This is a genomic window from Pseudomonas sp. UBA3153 (genome assembly GCF_002364635.1).
GTDB lineage: Bacteria > Pseudomonadota > Gammaproteobacteria > Pseudomonadales > Pseudomonadaceae > Pseudomonas_O > Pseudomonas_O kuykendallii.
Map to the genome: position 1 here is coordinate 16,938 of NZ_DEYR01000002.1, position 18,281 is coordinate 35,218.

Annotated in this window: 17 protein-coding genes; 2 read left to right on the forward strand and 15 right to left on the reverse strand. The window is 66.5% G+C overall.

The features are described 5' to 3' along the window. Nucleotides 1-3 precede the first annotated feature (3 nt). The 8 genes from arcA to rfbB form a co-directional block, all read right to left on the reverse strand. Nucleotides 4-1,260, reverse strand: coding sequence for an arginine deiminase (gene arcA / locus B2X67_RS00240; RefSeq protein ID WP_286784250.1), 1,257 nt, complete (start codon nt 1,258-1,260; stop codon nt 4-6). 25 nt (nt 1,261-1,285) lie between these two features. Further along, nucleotides 1,286-2,716 (reverse strand): arginine-ornithine antiporter, encoded by a 1,431-nt coding sequence (arcD, locus tag B2X67_RS00245; protein ID WP_286784251.1) that lies wholly within the window; start codon nt 2,714-2,716, stop codon nt 1,286-1,288. Nucleotides 2,717-2,879: 163 nt separating this feature from the next. Further along, complete coding sequence (locus B2X67_RS00250) at nt 2,880-4,253, reverse strand: sigma-54-dependent transcriptional regulator (RefSeq protein ID WP_282344586.1); 1,374 nt, start codon at nt 4,251-4,253, stop codon at nt 2,880-2,882. Beyond that, nucleotides 4,250-6,058, reverse strand: a complete 1,809-nt coding sequence (locus B2X67_RS00255; protein WP_286784252.1) for a sensor histidine kinase — start codon at nt 6,056-6,058, stop codon at nt 4,250-4,252. Before B2X67_RS00255 ends, B2X67_RS00250 begins: the two co-directional genes overlap by 4 nt. 442 nt (nt 6,059-6,500) lie before the next feature. Further along, nucleotides 6,501-7,373 carry a dTDP-4-dehydrorhamnose reductase gene (gene rfbD / locus B2X67_RS00260; protein ID WP_286784253.1) on the reverse strand — a complete coding sequence of 291 codons (873 nt, stop codon included), beginning with the start codon at nt 7,371-7,373 and terminating at the stop codon, nt 6,501-6,503. Further along, a complete protein-coding gene (gene rfbC, locus B2X67_RS00265) occupies nt 7,370-7,915 on the reverse strand; it encodes a dTDP-4-dehydrorhamnose 3,5-epimerase (protein WP_286784254.1) in 546 nt (181 codons plus the stop codon). Before rfbC (B2X67_RS00265) ends, rfbD begins: the two co-directional genes overlap by 4 nt. Then, nucleotides 7,912-8,784: a glucose-1-phosphate thymidylyltransferase RfbA gene (gene rfbA, locus B2X67_RS00270; protein ID WP_286784255.1), complete on the reverse strand. Its 873-nt coding sequence runs from the start codon at nt 8,782-8,784 to the stop codon at nt 7,912-7,914. The genes rfbC (B2X67_RS00265) and rfbA overlap by 4 nt, the downstream gene beginning before the upstream one ends. Then, entirely contained in the window at nt 8,781-9,863 is a 1,083-nt protein-coding gene (gene rfbB, locus B2X67_RS00275) for a dTDP-glucose 4,6-dehydratase (RefSeq protein WP_286784256.1), read from the reverse strand. The genes rfbA and rfbB overlap by 4 nt, the downstream gene beginning before the upstream one ends. Before the next feature lie 514 nt (nt 9,864-10,377). Here rfbB and B2X67_RS00280 point away from each other — a divergent pair. After that, nucleotides 10,378-11,388: a glycosyltransferase family 2 protein gene (locus B2X67_RS00280; RefSeq protein WP_273230510.1), complete on the forward strand. Its 1,011-nt coding sequence runs from the start codon at nt 10,378-10,380 to the stop codon at nt 11,386-11,388. Between the two features lie 106 nt (nt 11,389-11,494). Here the strand turns inward: B2X67_RS00280 and rfbC (B2X67_RS00285) are convergent, their stop codons facing one another. From rfbC (B2X67_RS00285) to B2X67_RS00300, 4 genes are all read right to left on the reverse strand, one after another. Further along, nucleotides 11,495-12,043: a dTDP-4-dehydrorhamnose 3,5-epimerase gene (rfbC, locus tag B2X67_RS00285; RefSeq protein WP_273230512.1), complete on the reverse strand. Its 549-nt coding sequence runs from the start codon at nt 12,041-12,043 to the stop codon at nt 11,495-11,497. A 30-nt stretch (nt 12,044-12,073) separates the two neighbouring features. Continuing rightward, nucleotides 12,074-13,384, reverse strand: a complete 1,311-nt coding sequence (locus tag B2X67_RS00290) for an NAD(P)H-dependent oxidoreductase (RefSeq protein WP_286784257.1) — start codon at nt 13,382-13,384, stop codon at nt 12,074-12,076. Nucleotides 13,385-13,499: 115 nt separating this feature from the next. Continuing rightward, nucleotides 13,500-14,276 carry a glucose-1-phosphate cytidylyltransferase gene (gene rfbF / locus B2X67_RS00295; RefSeq protein WP_090225516.1) on the reverse strand — a complete coding sequence of 259 codons (777 nt, stop codon included), beginning with the start codon at nt 14,274-14,276 and terminating at the stop codon, nt 13,500-13,502. Nucleotides 14,277-14,322: 46 nt separating this feature from the next. Then, on the reverse strand, nt 14,323-15,372 hold the full coding sequence (locus B2X67_RS00300; protein WP_090225517.1) for an NAD-dependent epimerase/dehydratase family protein: 1,050 nt from the start codon (nt 15,370-15,372) through the stop codon (nt 14,323-14,325). Between the two features lie 334 nt (nt 15,373-15,706). On the opposite strand from B2X67_RS00300, the gene B2X67_RS00305 reads away from it, so the two are divergent. Beyond that, complete coding sequence (locus tag B2X67_RS00305) at nt 15,707-16,054, forward strand: hypothetical protein (RefSeq protein WP_286784258.1); 348 nt, start codon at nt 15,707-15,709, stop codon at nt 16,052-16,054. 4 nt (nt 16,055-16,058) lie between these two features. On the opposite strand, the gene B2X67_RS00310 is transcribed toward B2X67_RS00305, so the two are convergent. Genes B2X67_RS00310 through B2X67_RS00320 form a run of 3 tightly spaced genes read right to left on the reverse strand, consistent with a single transcriptional unit; the run spans nt 16,059 to nt 18,087 of the window. Next, nucleotides 16,059-16,820 (reverse strand): molybdopterin-dependent oxidoreductase, encoded by a 762-nt coding sequence (locus tag B2X67_RS00310; RefSeq protein ID WP_286784259.1) that lies wholly within the window; start codon nt 16,818-16,820, stop codon nt 16,059-16,061. Beyond that, nucleotides 16,813-17,421, reverse strand: coding sequence for a cytochrome b/b6 domain-containing protein (locus B2X67_RS00315; protein ID WP_286784260.1), 609 nt, complete (start codon nt 17,419-17,421; stop codon nt 16,813-16,815). Before B2X67_RS00315 ends, B2X67_RS00310 begins: the two co-directional genes overlap by 8 nt. 57 nt (nt 17,422-17,478) lie before the next feature. Further along, entirely contained in the window at nt 17,479-18,087 is a 609-nt protein-coding gene (locus tag B2X67_RS00320) for a hypothetical protein (protein WP_286784261.1), read from the reverse strand. Between the last annotated feature and the right edge of the window lie 194 nt (nt 18,088-18,281).

Genomic DNA, 18,281 nt, shown 5'->3' on the forward strand with positions numbered 1-18,281 from the left:
GTATCAGTAGTCGATGGGGTCGCGGACGATCGGGCAGGTCATGCAGTGGCCGCCACCACGGCCGCGGCCCAGCTCGCTGGCGTCGATGGTGATGACCTCCACCCCGGCCTTGCGCAGGCGGGTGTTGGTGAAGGTGTTGCGGTCGTAGGCGATGACGACGCCGGGCTCCAGGGCGACCACGTTGTTGCCGTCGTCCCACTGTTCGCGTTCGGCCTCGAAGCTGTCGCCGCCGGTCTCGATGGTGCGCAGCTGCGGCAGGCCGAGTGCCCCGGCCACCACGTCGACGAAGCCTTTCTCCTCGCGGCGGATGTCGATGCCGCCGGGCTTGCTTTCGTCCGGGCGCAGGCTGAAGGGCACGATGGCGTTCACCGCGGCGGGGAAGACCGTGACCAGGTCGCGGTCGCAGAAGCTGAACACCGTGTCCAGGTGCATGGAGGCGCGCGACTTCGGCAGCCCGGCGACGATCACCCGCTCGGCCGCGCCGTTGCGGAACAGCGACTGCGCGAGCTGGCCGATGGCCTGGCGCGAACTGCGCTCGCCCATGCCGATCAGCACCACGCCGTTGCCAATCGGCATCACGTCGCCGCCTTCCAGGGTCGCCTGGCCGTGGTCGACTTCAGGGTCGCCGTACCAGACCTGGAAGTCGGCGCCGGCGAATTCCGGGTGGAAGCGATAGATCGCCGCGGCGAGCAGGGTTTCCTGGCGGCGCGCCGGCCAGTACATCGGGTTTAGCGTGACCCCGCCGTAGATCCAGCAGGTGGTGTCGCGGGTGAACACGGTGTTGGGCAGCGGCGGCAGCAGGAAGCTGCTGTGGCCGAGGTAGTCGCGGAACAGGCGGATCATCTCGCCGCCGTGGCTGCCCTTCAGGTCGGTGGCCGACACCCCGCCGATGAGGAACTCCGCCAGCGTGCGCGGCTCCAGGCCTTCCATCCAGCTGCGCAGCTCGTCCTGCAGGCCGACGCCGACCAGGTCGACGGCGAGCTTGTGATCGAGAATCCATTTCAGCGCCTGCGGGTTCTTCACCGTCTCGGTGAGCAGGTTGTGCATCTCCAGCACCTCGACGCCGCGCTCGCGCATCTTGGTGACGAAGTCGAAGTGGTCGCGCTTGGCCTGGCTGACCCAGATGACATCGTCGAAGAGCAGTTCGTCGGCGTTGTCCGGCGTGAGCCTCAGGTGCGCGAGGCCGGGCGCGCAGACCATCACCTTGCGCAGCTTGCCGGCTTCGGAGTGCACGCCGAGTTTTTCTGTGGGGTTGGACATGGAGGTTCTCCTTGAACCGGGTGGATCAAAGGCTGAGGAAGCCGTCGTAGAGGCCGTAGGCGGCGACGGCCGCGCCGACCAGCACCGCGGCGAGGATGACTTTTTCCACGCCGGTGAAGACTGGCTGGCCCTGTTCGCGCTTGGCCTTGGCGAAGAACAGCGCGCCGGGTGCGTACAGCAGGGCCGACAGCAGCACGTACTTGAGGCCGCCGGCGTAGAGCAGCCAGACCGCGTAGAGCACCGCCACCGCGCCGATCGCCAGGTCGCGGCGGCGTGCGCCGGCGGCCTGCTCGTAGGTCTCACCACGCAGGGCGAGCAGTGCGGCGTAGGCGGCCGACCAGAAGTACGGCACCAGGATCATCGAGGTGGCGAGGTAGAGCAGGTTGAGGTAGGTCGCCGAGTTGAACAGGGTGATGATCAGGAACAGCTGGATCAGCCCGTTGGACAGCCACAGCGCATTCGCCGGGACACCGTTGGCGTTCTCCTTCTTGAGGAAGTTCGGCATGGTGTGGTCGCGTGCGCCGGCGAAGAGGATCTCCGCGCAGAGCAGCGTCCAGGACAGCAGCGCGCCGGTCAGCGAGACCACCAGCCCGACGCTGATCAGCACCGCGCCCCAGTGGCCGACCACATGTTCCAGTACGCCTGCCATCGACGGATTCTTCAGCGCCGCCAGCTCGGCCTGCCCGAGCACGCCCATGGACAGTACGTTCACCAGTACCAGCAGCAGGAGCACGCTGTAGAAGCCGATCGCGGTGGCCTTTGCCACCTCGCTGCGGTGTTCGGCGCGCGCCGAGTAGATGCTGGCGCCCTCGATGCCGATGAACACCCAGACGGTGACCAGCATCATCCCGCGCACCTGGTTCAGCACGCTGCCCAGGTCGGGGTTGCCTTTACCCCAGAAGTCCGCGGTAAACAGGTCGACGTTGAAGGCCAGGGCGGTGATGACGATGAAGATCAGCAGCGGGACGATCTTCGCCACGGTGGTGATCAGGTTGACCAGCGCCGCCTCGTGGATTCCGCGCAGGACCAGGAAGTGCACGCCCCAGAGCAGCAGCGAGGCGCCGATGATCGAGGCCGGCGTGTTGCCTTCGCCGAAGACCGGGAAGAAGTAGCCCAAGGTGGCGAACAGCAGCACGAAGTAGCTGACGTTGCCGATCCAGGCGCTGATCCAGTAGCCCCAGGCGGACGAGAAACCCATGTAGTCGCCGAAGCCCGCTTTCGCGTAGGCGTAGACCCCGGTGTCCAGCTCGGGCTTGCGCACCGCGAGGTTCTGGAACACCAGCGCCAGGGTGAGCATGCCCACCGCGGTGATCGCCCAGCCGATCAGTACCGCGCCGGCGCCGGCGCTGGCCGCCATGTTCTGTGGCAGTGAGAAGATGCCGCCGCCGACCATCGAGCCGATGACCAGTGCGGTGAGTGCGCCGAGGCGCAGCTTGCGCGTCGTTTGTCGTTCCATGATGCCCTCCGGAATCGGTTAGCTGATTCCATTGGGCGCGCACTACCTTGGCGCAGGATGATCTGAGTCAAGGCGACGAGCGGCGCCGTGGCGGGGTGTCGCAGGAAGAACAGTAAATGGCGCGCCGCCGATCAAGGTGGCGAAACGCTATTCGGCTGACCGCTCAGTCACTTTCATCGCTGCCTTCGCCGAAATGCAGACCGTGCTTGCGCAGTTTGTCGTGCAGGGTCTTGCGCGGCAGGCCGAGGGCTTCGGCGAGGCTGCGCATCGACCCGTGCGGTCGGCTCAACTCGGCGGCGATCAACGCCCGCTCGAAGGCCTCGACCTGTTCGCCGAGGCCGCCCTGCACCGCCGGCAGGCTCGGCGCATGGTTGTCCAGCGCCAGTTCCAGGCCGAGGGCGAAACGCTCGGCGGCGTTCTGCAGTTCGCGCACGTTGCCCGGCCAGGCATGCCGCAGCAGCATCGCCCTTTGCAGCGGCTGCAACTCGCGCCGCGGCAGCTTGTGCCGCGCGCTGGCGGCTTCGGCGAAATGCTCGAACAGCAGCAGCGCGTCCTCGCCGCGCTCGCGCAACGGCGGAATGCGCAGCGGCGCGACGTTCAGCCGGTAGTACAGATCGGCGCGAAAGCGGCCCTGGTCGGCGGCCTGGCGCAGGTCTTCCTTGGTCGCGGCGATGACGCGGATATCCAGCGGGATCAGCTGGTTCGAGCCCATCCGTTCGACGATGCGCTCCTGCAGCAGGCGCAGCAGCTTGACCTGCACGTCGAGGCTCATGCTCTCGATCTCGTCGAGGAACAGGGTGCCGCCGTTGGCGTGCTCGAACTTGCCGATGCGGCGTTTCTGCGCCCCGGTGAAGGCGCCGGCCTCATGGCCGAACAGCTCGCTTTCCACCACCGACTCGGCCAGCGCGCCGGCATTGATCGCGACGAAGGGGCCATTGCGTCGTGCCGAGAGCTCGTGCAGGGCGCGCGCCACGACCTCCTTGCCGGAACCGGTTTCGCCCAGGATCAGCACGTCGGCGTTGGTCGCCGCCAGCGCGCCGATCTGCTCGCGCAGGCGACGGGTCGGCGCCGACTGGCCGAGCAGCCGGCCGGACAGTTCATGGCGGTCGGCCAGGGCCAGGCGCAGGCTGCGGTTGTCCAGTTGCAGGCGGCGCAGGTCGAGGGCGCGGCGCACGCTGTCCAGCAGGTTCTCGCTGGGGAAGGGTTTCTCGAGGAAATCGTAGGCGCCGGCGCGCATCGCCTGCACCGCCAGCGGTACGTCGCCGTGCCCGGTGATCAGCAGCACCGGTAGGCCGGGGTCCTTGGCGTGCAGCGCTTCGAGCAGCTGCAGGCCATCGACGCCGGGCATGCGGATATCGCTGACCACCACGCCCGGCCAGTCGGCGTCCAGGCGATCGCCGACGCCGTCGGCGCTGTCCAGTGCGAGTACCTTGAGCCCGGCCAGGTCCAGGGTCTGGCTGAGGGCCTGGCGCAGGTGCGGGTCGTCGTCGATCAGCAGGACCTCGACGCGGCCATCGATCGGCGAATCGGTACTCATGCAAAGTCCTCCGGCGGGTGCGGGTTGACGCCGGGCGCGGCGGCGCGCAGGCGCAGGGTGAGCAGGGCACCGCCCTCGGGATGGTTGGCAAGCAGCAGCTCGCCCCCCAGGGCGCGCATCAGGGTATCGCAGATCGCCAGCCCGAGGCCGAGGCCCTGTGTGCTGGTCTTGGTGGTGAAGAACGGCTCGCGGGCGCGCTGCAGGGCCTCCTCAGTGAAGCCCGGGCCGTTGTCGCGAATACGCAGCTCGACGCCGTCGGTGGTCTGCTCGGCGTTCAGCCACAGGCGCCGCGGCGGGGCCTTGGCGGTCAGTGCGTCGAGGGCGTTGGCGAGCAGGTTGCCGAGTACCTGGCGCAGGCGGGTTTCACCGGCCTGCACCCACAGCGGCGCATCCGGCAGATCGCGGATCAGCTCCACCTCCATCGCCCGCCGACGCTGCGCCAGCAGGGCCAGGGCATCGTCCAGGGCCGGCTGCAGGGCGACGCTTTCCGGCGCGTGCCGGTCGCGCCGGGCGAAAGCGCGCAGGTGGGCGATGATCGAAGCCATGCGCCCGGTCAGTTCGCCGATCAGCTTGAGGTTGCCGCGCGCGTCATCGATGCGCTGGTGGTCGAGCAGCACGGCGGCGTTCTCGGCGTAGCTGCGGATCGCCGCCAGTGGCTGGTTGAGCTCGTGGCTGATGCTCGCGCTCATGGTGCCGAGCACCGAGAGCTTGCCGGCCTGCACCAGCTCATCCTGGGCGCGGGCGGCTTCCTGCTGGGCGTGCTCGCGTTCGAGCACCTCGTCCTTCAGCCGGCTGTTGAGGGTTTCCAGGTCATGGGTCCGCTCCAGCACGCGGCTCTCCAGTTCCTGGCGCGCGCGGCTGTCGAAGGCGATCCGTTCCAGGTAGTGACGGCGGCGCTGCATCATCAGACCGAGCATCAGCATCAGCAGGAGCAGGGCGCCGCCGCCGATCGCCACGCTGGTCTGCACGCGTCGCTCGATCATCGAGCGCGGCGCGAGGATATTCACCGTCCAGCCGGTTTCCTGCAGCACCCGGCTCTGCGCCATCCAGGCGTCGCTCTTCAATTGCAGGGGGACGGGTTCGCGGGTCGGGTAGGGCTGGTTGTCGGCGATCTCGTCGCGCTCGCGCACCGACAACGGACGGCTGGCCCGGTAACGCCACTGCGCCCGCGAGGTGAGGATCACCACGCCGTGGTGGTCGGTCACCAGCAATTGCTCGGGGGTGTTTCCCCAGGGCACTTCGGTGATGTCCAGGTCGACCTTGACCACCAGCGCCCCGAGCACCCGCTCGCCTTCCCTCACCGCCGAGGCGAAGTAGTAGCCACGCTTGCCGGACGTGGTGCCGAGGCCGAAGAAGCGCCCCTGCTGGCCGGCAATGGCCTCGCGGAAGTACGGCCGGAAGGCGAAGTTGCGACCGATGAAGCTGTCCGGCTGGTCCCAGTTGGACGCCGCCAGGGTGTTGCCGGCGGCATCCATCAGGTAGATCACCTCGGCACCGGTCTGCTCGCGCAACTGCGACAGCAGGCGATTGGCGGCCTCGTGGGTCGGCCCGCTGGCGGGCTGGTCGAGCACGGCGCGCAGTGGCGGCAGGTCGCCAAGAATCGGCGGCAGCACCTCGTAGCGGCGCAGGGTGCCGAGCAAGTTGGCGACATAGAGGTCGAGCGTCTGGCGATTCTGCTCGGCCAGTTCGCTGCGGTAATAGCGCTCGGCGAGGTGATGCAGCGGCCACAGCAGGGGGGCCAGCAGCACGGCGAGCAGCGCCAGACTGCGCCAGCGCGGGCGGCGGGGATGGGGGTGGTCGGTCATGGGCGGCATTCTAGCAGGGCGCCGGACCCGAATATCCGTAGGCTGCGCTGCGCGCACCGGGGAAGCAGGGGCTTGTGGTGCGCATGGCGCACCCTACGCGTCGGCGGCAGGCCCGGATATCCGTTGGGTGCGCCGCGCGCACCGGGGGGCAGGAGGCCTGTGGTGCGCATGGCGCACCCTACGCGCCGGCGGCAGGCCCGAATATCCGTTGGGTGCGCCGCGCGCACCGGGGGAAGCAGGGAGCTTGTGGTGCGCATGGCGCACCCTACGTGCCGGCGGCAGGCTCGAATATCCGTAGGGTGCGCCGCGCGCACCGGGGAAGCAGGGGCTTGTGGTGCGCATGGCGCACCCTACGCGCCGGCGGCAGGCCCGAATATCCGTAGGGTGCGCCGCGCGCACCGGGGAGGCAGGAAACTTGTGGTGCGCATGGCGCACCCTGCGCTCAGGTGGGGCTGTCGGCCAGGCACTGCGCCAGCGCTGCGCGCCAGTCGGGCAGCGAGACGCCCCATTCGCGCTGCAGCCGCGTGCAGTCGAGCCGCGAGTTCAACGGCCGCGGCGCCGGGGTCGGGTAGTCGCTCGACGGGATCGGCAGCAGCATCGCGCGCAGGCGATTCTGCGTGGCGAGGTGCGCGGCGATGGCTTGGGCGAAGCCGAACCAGGAGGTCTCGCCGCCGGCGCTGAAGTGATACAGGCCCCAGGCGCCGGGCGTGCCCGCCTGCCAGCGGCGGACCAGCGCCGCGGTGGCCTCGGCGATGGAATCGGCCCAGGTCGGCGCGCCGATCTGGTCGTCCACCACCTTGAGTTCGTCGCGCTCGGCCAGCAGCTTCTGCATGGTCAGCAGGAAGTTGCGCCCCTGGGTCGAGTAGACCCAGCTGGTGCGCAGGATCAGGTGCTCGCCGCCCGCCGCCTGGACCGCCCGTTCGCCGGCCAGCTTGCTCTGGCCGTAGACGCCGAGCGGATTGGGCGCGTCGCTTTCCAGGTAGGGCGCGGGCTTGCGGCCGTCGAACACGTAGTCGGTGGAATAGTGGATCAACGCCGCGCCCAGCGCCGCGGCTTCCTCGGCGAGCACGCCGGGCGCCGTGGCGTTGATCGCGAAGGCCTTGTCCGGCTCGCTCTGCGCCAGGTCCACCGCAGTGTGCGCGGCTGCGTTGACGATCAGTGCCGGTCGCAGGGCGCGCACTTCGCGGCGAAGCGCGTCGACGTCCTGCAGGTCCAGTTGCTCGCTGCCGAGCACGCTCAGCTCGCCCAGTGGCGCGAGGCTGCGCTGCAGCGCCCGGGCGACCTGGCCGTGGCGGCCGATCAGCAGAATCCTCACGGGAACAGCTCGGCGTCGGCGAACGAGGCGCCGTTGCGGTCCTTGGCGGACAATTGCGGCGCCTCCTGCAGCGGCCAGTCGATGGCCAGCTGCGGATCGTCCCAGCGGATGCAGCGCTCGTGCTCCGGGGCGTAGTAGTCGGTGGTCTTGTAGAGGAACTCGGCGCTCTCGCTGAGCACCAGGAAACCGTGGGCGAAGCCTTCCGGCACCCACATCATCCGCTTGTTGTCGGCGCTCAGGTGCACGCCGGTCCAGCGGCCGAAGGTCGGCGAGCCGCGTCGCAGGTCGACCGCGACGTCGAACACTTCGCCGGCGACCACGCGCACCAGTTTTCCTTGTGCCTGGCTGATCTGGTAATGCAGCCCGCGCAGCACGCCCCGCGCCGAGCGCGAGTGGTTGTCCTGGACGAACTCGGGCGTCAGCCCGGTGGCCTGGGCGAAGGCGCGGGCGTTGAAGCTCTCGAAGAAGAACCCGCGCTCGTCGCCGAAGACCCGGGGTTCGAGCACCAGCACATCGGGCAGCTCGGTGGGGATGACGTTCATCGGCTCTCCTTCTCCAGCTTGTACAGGTATTCGCCGTAACCGGTCTTGCCGAAAATCCGCGCCTGATCGAGGAGGCGCTCGCGGTCGATCCAGCCCTGCTGGAAGGCGATTTCCTCGAGGCAGGCCACCTTCAGGCCCTGGCGATGTTCGATGGTCTGCACGTATTGCGAGGCTTCCAGCAGGCTGTCGTGGGTGCCGGTGTCGAGCCAGGCGAAGCCGCGGCCGAAGCGTTCGACGCGCAGGTCGCCGCGCTGCAGGTAGGCATTGTTGATGTCGGTGATCTCCAGCTCGCCACGCGGCGACGGCTTGACCGCCTTGGCGATCTCGATCACGTCGTTGTCGTAGAAATACAGCCCGGTCACCGCGTAGCTGGACTTCGGCTCGGCTGGCTTCTCCTCGATGGACAGCGCGCGACCCTGCTCATCGAACTCGACCACGCCGAAACGCTGCGGGTCCTTCACCCAGTAGCCGAACACCGTCGCGCCGCTCGGGTGGGCGGCGGCGCGCAGCAACTGCTCGGTGAAACGGTGCCCGTGGAAAATGTTGTCGCCGAGGATCAGGCACACCGAGTCGTCGCCGATGAAGTCCTCGCCGATCAGGAAGGCCTGCGCCAGGCCATCCGGCGACGGCTGCTCGGCGTACTGGAACCTCACCCCGAACTGCGCGCCGTCGCCGAGCATCTTGCGGAAGTTCGGCAGGTCCTGCGGCGTTGAGATGATCAGGATGTCGCGGATGCCGGCGAGCATCAGCACCGAGATCGGGTAGTAGATCATCGGCTTGTCGTAGATCGGCAGCAGTTGCTTGGACACACCGAGGGTGATGGGGTGCAGCCGGCTGCCGGAGCCGCCGGCGAGGATGATTCCTTTCATGGGTGTTCCTTGATTGGGTCGATGGCGCCGAGGCGCTCGCGCTGGTAGCTGCCGTCCTGCACGCGCCGGCACCAGTCCAGGTTGTCCAGATACCACTGCACGGTCTTGCGCAGGCCGCTGGCGAAGGTTTCCTGTGGCACCCAGCCCAGCTCGCGCTGGATCTTGCCGGCGTCGATGGCGTAGCGCAGGTCGTGGCCCGGACGGTCGCTGACGTAGGTGATCAGGTCTTCGTAGCGTGCGAGCCCCGCCGGTTTGCTCGGCGCCAGCTCTTCCAGCAGCGCGCAGATGGCACGCACCACGTCGAGGTTCTTCTGCTCGTTGTGGCCGCCGACGTTGTAGGTCTCGCCGACCTTGCCCTGGCTCACCACGGTGAGCAGCGCGCGGGCGTGATCCTCGACGAACAGCCAGTCGCGCACCTGCTGGCCGTTGCCATACACCGGCAGCGGCTTGCCTTCCAGCGCGTTGAGGATCACCAGCGGGATCAGCTTCTCGGGGAAGTGATAGGGCCCGTAGTTGTTCGAGCAGTTGGTGATCAGCACCGGCAACCCGTAGGTGCGCTGCCAGGCGCGCACCAGGTGGTCCGAGGCGGCTTTGCTCGCCGAGTAGGGCGAACTCGGCGCGTAGGGCGTGGTTTCACGGAACAGGTCGTTCGCGCCGTGCAGGTCGCCGTACACCTCGTCCGTGGAGATATGGTGGAAGCGGAAGGCCGACTTGCGCGGCTCGGGCAGCGTCTGCCAGTAAGCGCGGCAGGCGTCGAGCAGGACGTAGCTGCCGACGATGTTGGTCTGGATGAAGGCGGTCGGGCCGTCGATGGAACGGTCGACATGGGATTCGGCGGCGAGGTGCATCACCGCATCGGGCGCGAAGTCCGCGAGGGCGCTCGCCATCGCGGCGGCATCGCCGATGTCCGCGTGGAGGAAGGCGTAGCGCGGGTTGCCGTCGATTTCCCTGAGCGACTCGAGGTTGCCGGCGTAGGTCAGCTTGTCGACGTTGAGTACCTGATGCCCGGTGTGCTGCATGAGGTGGCGAATCAGCGCCGAGCCGATGAAACCCGCGCCGCCGGTAACCAGAATCCGCATGGATGAGTCCTGTCGTTCTAGCCCTATAGAGTGTCGGCAGTACGGTACGGGCGCAAGTTCGGCAACGGCGGCAGCCGTCTACCGCGCTCCGCACCGTCTGTCGGAACCTGGGCGTTTTTACGGGGATTACCGATTCGATTTTCCGATGCCGTTCGACTTTTTTCTGGCGTGGATTATCCGACTTGGGTGATTAGTGGCCAAAAGCCGCCTTTCGTCGCCACCGCTCTAATTCACCAATTTTCGAGGGATCGTTTGGGTGAACCGAAAGGTCACAGTTAACAGATTGCCATCATGGCGATATTCATGTCGTTTCAATTGATCCGCGAGTGACGAAAAGTTTTAAGCCGTCAAAAAACTCGCATCTTGAAGTATAAGCCTGAAGGATTTCACCGCAGAGTGATCGATAGTTTCGATTCTCGCTCGCTGTGTAGGCGAAATTGCTCATGAGAAGATACTTCAGGACAGATAGAGATTGTTCGACAATTAAAGATGCATCTAAGGAAGGAGAAATGTCATGCGTGTATACGCCGTCGTCCTCACTTATAACCGTCAAACCTTGCTCAAGCAGTGCCTCGAGGCGGTTTACCGTCAGTCGCGGCCGTGCGATGGCGTGATCGTCATCGACAACGCCAGCACCGATGGCACCGAGCGCATGCTGATGGACGGCAGTTTTCCCGGAATGGAAGTCCATATCCTGTCGAACAACATCGGCGCGGCAGGCGGCTTCAGCGCCGGTTTCCGCATTGCCTACCAGGCCGGCGCCGACTTCGTCTGGATGATGGATGACGACGTGATTCCCGACGATGACGCCCTGGAGCGCCTGATGGACGCGGAGTCGCTGCTCGACGCCAAGCGCGTGGATCACGCCTTCCTGCTCTCCACCGCGCGCACCGAAACCGGTCTGATGACCAATACCCCGAGCATCGATCAGCGCCTTAATGCCATCGCCTACGAAGGCTGGCCGATGCTCCTCGAGCATGGTCTGGCGCCGGTTTCCCGCGCCACCTTCGTGTCGATCCTCGTGCCGCGGGCGACCATCGAAAAACATGGCCTGCCGATCGCGCAGATGTTCATCTGGGGCGAAGACACCGAATATACCCTGCGCATGACCCGCGATGTTCCGGGTTACATGGTGGGCAACAGCAAAGTTCAGCACCTGCGCCAGACCAGTGGTGCGCTGAGCATTCGCACCGAAACTAATGCAACCCGCCTCAATTATCATCGGCACTTCATTCGCAACGAGCTTTATGTCGCTGCGAAGTATCGCGGTGCCCGCGCATTGTTGAAGTGTCGCTTGCGCCAGCTTCGTTTGATCCGGCAGTTCGTCTTCTCCGGACAATTGAACAAGGCCTACATCGTGTTCCAGGGATTGATGGAAAGTTTCAACTTTTCCCCGGTCGTGGAAGCGGCGGATTCTCCATTGGAGAACCTGGGCGTGACTTCGCGGCTGATGGGACGCTCGACGTCGGTGGCACGTCCGGAGAGCGTCGTCTACGAAAGCGGCGAGGTCGCGGCGGTGCCGTAACGGGCGATTCGCAGATACGAAAAAAGCGGCCTTCGGGCCGCTTTTTTCGTTTGTCGATTGCCGCCTGGGACAACCGGGCGCCGGAAGCTCCGGCGCCTCGTCGCACTCAGTAGAGTGGATCGGTCCTTTCCGCGATCAACGGCCAGGCCGCGTCCTTCTCGGAGAGGGTGGTGACCGGGATCGGCCAGCTGATGCCCAGGCGCTCGTCGTCGTAACGCAGGCCGCGCTCGGCACTCGGCGTATAGGGCGACGACACCAGGTAGGTCACTTCCACGTTGTCGGTGAGCGTCAGGAACGCGTGGGCGAAGCCCGGCGGCACGTACAGCTCGTGCTTGTTGTCTTCGTTCAGCTCGAACGCCTGATGCTGCAGGTAGGTGGAGGATTCGGCGCGGATGTCGACGATGATGTCGACGATCGCCCCGCGTACGCAGCGGATCAGCTTGGCTTCGCCCACCGGTTTCATCTGGTAGTGCATGCCGCGCAACGTGCCGCGGTCGGCGGATACCGACATGTTCTGCTGCACGTATTCGGTCTGCATGCCGTGGGCGGCGAACTCTTCCTTGCACATGGTGCGGGCGAAGAAGCCACGCTCGTCGCCGCGCCGCTGCAGTTCGATGAGGAAGGCGTCGTTCAGTTTGGTTTCGTGAAAGATCATGCGTGCGTCCTGTGCATTCAATTCGGGGAATCAGCGGCCGAAGAGGAGTTCCTGCTCGGCGTAGAGGTGATCGATCAGGCGACCTTCCGGAATGACCACGTCGTCGAAGGTCAGCGGAGTGTCCTTCGCCACCGGGCGGGCCAGCGTGCAGCCGAGCGCCAGGCCGATCGGCAGCAGGTTCTCGCGGCGGACGACATCGATGTTCTCGGCCACGCCGTAGACTTCGTAACCGCCGAAATCCTCGATGCGTTCGCCGGCGGCCAGGTCCTTCTTCGCCAGGGCGATCACGCCGACGCTCGGGCCGCCGCGCGGGGTCAGCACCGGGTCATCGAACAGCACCGCGCGCGCCACCGAGGTCGGCACTTCGAAGTGGCACAGGTGGTACGGCGTATAGAAGCAGTAGTAGGGGCCCGGGCCCAGCTTGTAGAGCTCCAGGTAGTGCTTCTGCCGCGGGTCGTCGAGGGTGCCAAGAACGAAAACGCCCGGGCCGGGGCGCGCGCCGACGACGTAGTCGACGATGCCGGGACCGTTCGGGTCCAGGTGCGGCTCGAAGGCGGCGACGGTCTGCTCGATCGGCGTCAGCGGGGCACCCGGATCGCCACCCGAGAAATCCGGGCCGAGCATGCCGCGGCGTGCCACCGTCATGCCGGTGGCGTTGGCGACGATGGCCTGCTCGAAGGAAATCTTGGTGCCGTCGGCGAAGGAGGCGACCATCGCCGGCTTCTGGCCCCAGCGCTTGGCGAAGCTTTCCTGGGTGGTGGGGTTGCGGTAGGGGTCATGCAGGCCCTTGATGTTGCCGCACAGCACCGGCTTCACGCCGATGCCGGCGACGAAGCGGTGCAGGTTCATCTGCACGCCCGGCTGGTCGCCGTCGGAGAAGGTGTAGATCACCCCGGCCTGGTCGGCCTTGACCTTGAGGATCGGGCCGATGGTGCCGTCCAGCTCGGCGTTCATCTGCACCACGTGCTTGCCGGTTTCCAGCGCGGCGAGCACTGCGTGGGCGGCGAACTCGACCGAGCCGGTGACTTCGATGATGGCGTCCAGGCCTTCGGCCCGGGCCAGCGCCACCGCGTCCTCGGTGATTGCCGGGCGGCCGGCGGCGATCATGCTCTCGAGCGCGTGCTGGCTGTCGCAGGGGGTCGCCACCAGGCCGGCCTGGCCGAACACGCCCGCGGCTTTTTCCAGGTTGCGGTTGGCGACCGCGCACAGCTGCATGCCGGGCGTGGTCTTGAGGATCTGCAGGCCGATGCCCATGGCCTGGAAACCGGCCCCGATCATGCCCACACGGATAGGTTTGCCCGCGGCCTCGCGTTTGGCCAGGGCAGTGTCAACGATAATCATCGGGTATCTCCAAACGGTTGGAAGGGAAGTTCGGTCTCGAAAACCGGCTCAGGATCCGTGGCGTGCCGGGCTGCTGCAAAAGCGGCAGGCCGGCACGCCGGATCGCGGCCCGACTTCAGTTGGACCAGGTCTTCCACGGGGCGCCCTTCGCCCAGGTATCCTCGAGCACCTGCTTGTCGCGCAGGGAATCCATGCTCTGCCAGTAACCGCTGTGGTGATAGCTGCCGAGCTTGTCCTGGGCGACCAGGCGATCCATCGGCTCGTTCTCCCAGACGGTCTGGTCGTCGTCGATCAGGTCGAAGACTTCCGGCTCGCAGACGAAGAAACCGCCGTTGATCAGGCCGCCGTCGGCCGCGCCCTTCTCGCGGAAGGCCTCGACGTTGCTCAGGTCTTCGCTCAGGCGCAGGGCGCCGTAGCGGCCCGGCTGGGTGACCGCGGTGAGGGTGCACCACTTGTTCGACTCGCGGTGCGCCTTGATCAGCTTGGTGATGTCGACATCGCTGACGCCGTCGCCGTAGGTCAGGCAGAAGGTGTCGTCGCCGAGCAGGTGGCGGGCGCGCTTGAGGCGGCCGCCGGTCATGCTGTCGGCACCGGTGTCGAGCACGGTGACGCGCCAGTCTTCGGTGGTCGCCTGCAGCCATTCGACGCCACCGCTCTTCAGGTCGATGGTGAAGTCGGTGCGCGAGCCGCGGTAGTTGAGGAAATAGTCGCGGATGTACTCGACCTTGTAGCCGCCCAGCACGACGAAGTCGCGCATGCCGTGGGCGGCGTACATTTTCATGATGTGCCAGAGGATCGGGCGACCGCCGATCTCGACCATCGGCTTGGGCCTGACGCTGGTTTCTTCGCTCAATCGGGTACCGAAACCGCCTGCAAAAAGTGCGACCTTCATAGCCGGAACTCCTTTTCTGTATACGTGGGTGGAATGACGCTATGGGTCAGCTATTGGCCTGCCAGCGCAGGTCCTCGGACAGACGCTTCTCGGCAATGTGACCCTGCAGCACGTGCAGGCGCACCAGCGGCGAGGTGCGGAAGTCGGCATCGGCGAACTTCATCCGGGTCAGGCCTTCGATCAGCCCGGCGATGGAACGCTCCAGCGTCATCACCGGCTGGTGGTTGGGGGCCAGGGACTCGAACAGGCCGAAGTCCACCTGGTAGGAACGGCTGTCGGCCGGCGCATCGGTGTTGATGCTGACGGTGGTGCCCGGCACGGCGGCGGCGACGGCGTGGGCGAAGTCGCGAACCTGCTGGTTGCGCGCGTTCGAGCCGACGTTGACGTTGAGGATGCGGCCGCCGTTGTCGGCCGGGCGCTGGATGGCCCAGTCGATGGCGCGGCCCATGTCGACCACGTCGATCAGCGGGCGCCACGGCGAGCCGTCGCTGAGCACGGTGATCTTGCCCTGGCTCAGCGCGCAGGCGACGAAGTCGTTGAGCACCAGGTCCAGGCGCAGGCGATCGGACATGCCGCAGGCGGTGGCGAAACGCAGGCAGGTGATGACCATTTCGCCGTCGAGGTCGGCCAGCTCGCGCTCGGTGCCGATCTTCGACTTGGCGTAGGCGGTGATCGGCGAAACCGGGTCGGTTTCCTTGCGCGGGCCGCCTTCGGCGATGCCGTAGACGCTGCAGCTGGAGGCGAACACGAAGTTGCGCACGCCGGCGCGGCTGGCTGCCTTGGCGACGGTGACGCTGGCTTCCTGGTTGATCGCGTGGGTCACCGCGGCGAAGCGGTCGCCCATGGGGTCGTTGGAAACGGCCGCGAGCTGCACGACGGCGTCGTAGCCCTCGAGCTGTTCGACGCCGATCGCGCGAACGTCGCCGTAGAACTGTTGGTCGAGAAGGTGTTCAGGAAGGGTTTGCGCGCCGGTCAGGCAATGGGCGAAATACCCATTGTCGAAGCCGTTGATGATGGCGTCCGGGTGTTGCGATCTGAGTTCGCGTACGACGGCCGGTCCGACATATCCCATGTTGCCGATGATTAGAATCTTCATGCGCTATTCCCTGCATTCGAAGTCGGTCCAGGTATCTGGAGAGAGGTTTATTGAGTAGGGGTTGTTACCGTCAAGCGAAGTCGCAGGCTGGCTGCGTCAATGTGACTAGCGGTCGGTTTTAATGACCTCAGGCGCGGAAACAAGGTTCCTATAGAGCGGGCACTTTTATGGCCAAAGGCCTGCAATGCTAGCTATACGATCGCAAAAAGCCACATCGTGGCCCAGTAATGGCGCGGTCTTGAGCACCGTCGGTCAGCCGCTCGCCGTTTGTCGGCACCTGTTTGCGGCGCAGCTGCCCAATGCAGGGCAAGCCTGTTTTTCGTGGAGGTGCCCGATGAAGAATTCGATGCTGCTGTCCCTCGGTCTGGCGACCACGCTCGCCTGTATCGGCTCGGTCCAGGCCCGCGAGTCGGGCGCCGCGCCCGTGCTCTACGCGCAGGTCGCCGCCAGCGACCCCGGTTCGGTCGGCTCCGGTGCGATGGGCACCGGCAAGGACGGCGAACCGCAGGTGGAGAGTCCGCGCAGCGGCTCCAGCAGCGGCACGCCTTCGGTGCCCGCCAGCGGCTCGGAAATGAACGGCGAAACCACCTCGAACGACGGCGCCGGCGGGCCGATCGCCGACGGCGAGCCGAAGGACCCGAAGACCTCCTACGACCCGCCGGTCAAGTCCAAGGACAAGTGATTCTTCAGATGCCGCTGAAGCCGTTGTAGCCCTGGTCTTCCCAGTAGCCGCCGGGGTTCTGGTTGCTGACGAACAGCTCGACGATGTGCTTGGGGTTCTTGAAGCCGAGCTTCGTCGGTACCCGCACGCGCAGCGGGTAGCCGTAGTCCGGCGGCAGCGCGACCTGGCCGAAGTCCAGCGCCAGCAGCGTTTGCGGATGTAGCGCGGTGGGCATGTCCAGGTAGGAGTAGTAACGGTCGGCGCACTTGAATCCGACGTACTTCGCCGTGGTGTCCGCGCCGATCCGTTCCAGGAAGGTGCGCAGCGGCACGCCACCCCACTGGCCAATGGCGCTCCAGCCCTCGATGCAGATCAGCCGGGTGATGTCGCTGCGTTGCGGCAACTGGCGCAGCGCCTGCAGCGTCCAGGGCTGCTTGCGCTCGACCAGCCCGGAAACCTCCAGGCGATAGCCGTCCAGGTCGATCTCCGGCACGTTGTATTCGGCGTAGAAGGCGTTGAACGGGAAGGGCTCGGTGATCTGCGTCGCCGCGTAGGTCGGCGCCAGGCGCTGGCCGCTGAACAGCCAGGCCTGCACCCGGTCGTTCCAGCGCGACATGCTCCAGAGCAGTTTGTCGACCTGGTCGCCATCCTGCAGGTTGCAGCCGCCCAGCATCGCCAGCGCGCCGAGGCTCAGGCCCGAGCGCAGCAGCAGGCGGCGTTGCAGGTTCACGACTTGCGTCTGTTGTGCCGGCTCCAGCTTCGGCGGGGCGTTCTTGCGTTCACTCATGGGAATTCTCCCTCCGGCCGCCGGTGATCATCGGCGGCAAGGTGCTCGGCACCAACATCACCAGGGTCAGGTGCAGGACGATGAAGGCGGCGATGCCGGCCATGGCGAAGAAATGCACGTAGCGCGCGCTGTCGAAGCCGCCGAACAGGCTGGCCAGCCCGTGCAGCTGTACCGGCTTCCAGATCGCCAGGCCGGAAAGCACCACCAGCACGCCGAGCGCCAGCACCAGCCAGTAGGACAGTCGCTGCACGGCGTTGTAGTGACCGAGGCGATGGTGAAGTTTCAGGCGCAGCGCGGCGAACAGGTCGCGGCGCACCGCGCCGACGCTCAGCGGTAGCAGGTCGCGGGCGAAGTGCCGGCTCAACGCGCCATACAGCAGGTAGGCGAAGGCGTTGATCACCAGCAGCCACATCACCGCCAGGTGCCAGGCGATGGAGCCGCCGAGCCAGCCGCCGAGGGTCGACCAGGCGGGAAAATGGAAGCCGAACAGCGGCGAGGCGTTATAGATGCCCCAGCCGCTGCTGATCATGCAGAACATGCCGAAGGCGTTCAGCCAGTGCGTCAGGCGCACCGGCCAGGCGTGGATGCGTCGGGTGCTCATGGGCGTCTCCCGTGGCGGGGGCGGCCACGCGCAAGGCGTGGCCGCGCGGGCGGCGGATTACATCGGCGGGGTGAAACCGTCCTTGCCGATGGCAATGGCGGCGGCGTTCTTGCCGTCCGGGGTGGGGAACAGCACGATCTTCGCGCCGGGCACCAGTTGGCTGCGCTCGCCCGGCTCGACGTAGGCGATCGGCACGTCTTCGGGCACCACCAGCTGCTTCTCGCCGCCCTTGTACTGCACGGTGAGGGTGCGGCCGTTGGCCTTCTTCAGCGCGCCGACGGTGCCGTTGGTCATGGTGCCGGTGCTGCCGTCGGCGTTCTCCCAGCCGTAGTGGCCTTCGCCGGAGCCCTTGAGGCTGGCCTCGAATACCGTGACCTCCAACGCCTTCAGCGTGCCGTCGGGCTGCGGCGTGGCGGCGGAGCCGACGAAGCTGTCGGCGGCGATGTCGTCCAGCTTGGCCTTGGAGACGGCGCGCAGGGCGGTCTTCTCGGTGAGCGCGATGCTCTGCTTCTGGCCGCTGCGGCTGGTGAAGTTCAGGGTGTCGGCTTGCACGCTGTCGATGGTGCCGCGCATCGGCTTGACCACTTTCATGTCGGCGGCCTGGACTAGTACGGCGGCGCCGAAGAGCAGGCCGAAGGCGGAACCGAGCAGGAGTTTCTTGTGCATGGGATGTCCTCATGGCGTCGGATTGACCCTGCCATCCTCGGTCGCGGCAAGGGTCGCGAAGATGACCCGCGGATGACAAAAATGTAACCGACGCGGCAGACCCGCCCGGCTAGAATCGGCCCACGGGACAGCGCGCCGAACCCTCGCGCGGCGCTGTCGTCCGATTGATTCCGAGACCCGGTTTTTCACCGAGG

What these genes read in the sequence shown, in the direction of transcription:
- B2X67_RS00250 (WP_282344586.1), bottom strand. Translation starts at nt 4,253, where the DNA reads ATGAGTACCGATTCGCCGATCGATGGCCGCGTCGAGGTCCTGCTGATC.
- rfbC (WP_286784254.1), bottom strand. Translation starts at nt 7,915, where the DNA reads ATGAACGTCATCCCCACCGAGCTGCCCGATGTGCTGGTGCTCGAACCC.
- B2X67_RS00280 (WP_273230510.1), top strand. Translation starts at nt 10,378, where the DNA reads ATGCGTGTATACGCCGTCGTCCTCACTTATAACCGTCAAACCTTGCTC.
- rfbB (WP_286784256.1), bottom strand. Translation starts at nt 9,863, where the DNA reads ATGCGGATTCTGGTTACCGGCGGCGCGGGTTTCATCGGCTCGGCGCTG.
- B2X67_RS00315 (WP_286784260.1), bottom strand. Translation starts at nt 17,421, where the DNA reads ATGAGCACCCGACGCATCCACGCCTGGCCGGTGCGCCTGACGCACTGG.
- rfbF (WP_090225516.1), bottom strand. Translation starts at nt 14,276, where the DNA reads ATGAAGGTCGCACTTTTTGCAGGCGGTTTCGGTACCCGATTGAGCGAA.
- rfbC (WP_273230512.1), bottom strand. Translation starts at nt 12,043, where the DNA reads ATGATCTTTCACGAAACCAAACTGAACGACGCCTTCCTCATCGAACTG.
- B2X67_RS00320 (WP_286784261.1), bottom strand. Translation starts at nt 18,087, where the DNA reads ATGCACAAGAAACTCCTGCTCGGTTCCGCCTTCGGCCTGCTCTTCGGC.
- B2X67_RS00300 (WP_090225517.1), bottom strand. Translation starts at nt 15,372, where the DNA reads ATGAAGATTCTAATCATCGGCAACATGGGATATGTCGGACCGGCCGTC.
- arcA (WP_286784250.1), bottom strand. Translation starts at nt 1,260, where the DNA reads ATGTCCAACCCCACAGAAAAACTCGGCGTGCACTCCGAAGCCGGCAAG.
- arcD (WP_286784251.1), bottom strand. Translation starts at nt 2,716, where the DNA reads ATGGAACGACAAACGACGCGCAAGCTGCGCCTCGGCGCACTCACCGCA.
- B2X67_RS00290 (WP_286784257.1), bottom strand. Translation starts at nt 13,384, where the DNA reads ATGATTATCGTTGACACTGCCCTGGCCAAACGCGAGGCCGCGGGCAAA.
- B2X67_RS00310 (WP_286784259.1), bottom strand. Translation starts at nt 16,820, where the DNA reads ATGAGTGAACGCAAGAACGCCCCGCCGAAGCTGGAGCCGGCACAACAG.
- B2X67_RS00305 (WP_286784258.1), top strand. Translation starts at nt 15,707, where the DNA reads ATGAAGAATTCGATGCTGCTGTCCCTCGGTCTGGCGACCACGCTCGCC.
- rfbA (WP_286784255.1), bottom strand. Translation starts at nt 8,784, where the DNA reads ATGAAAGGAATCATCCTCGCCGGCGGCTCCGGCAGCCGGCTGCACCCC.
- B2X67_RS00255 (WP_286784252.1), bottom strand. Translation starts at nt 6,058, where the DNA reads ATGACCGACCACCCCCATCCCCGCCGCCCGCGCTGGCGCAGTCTGGCG.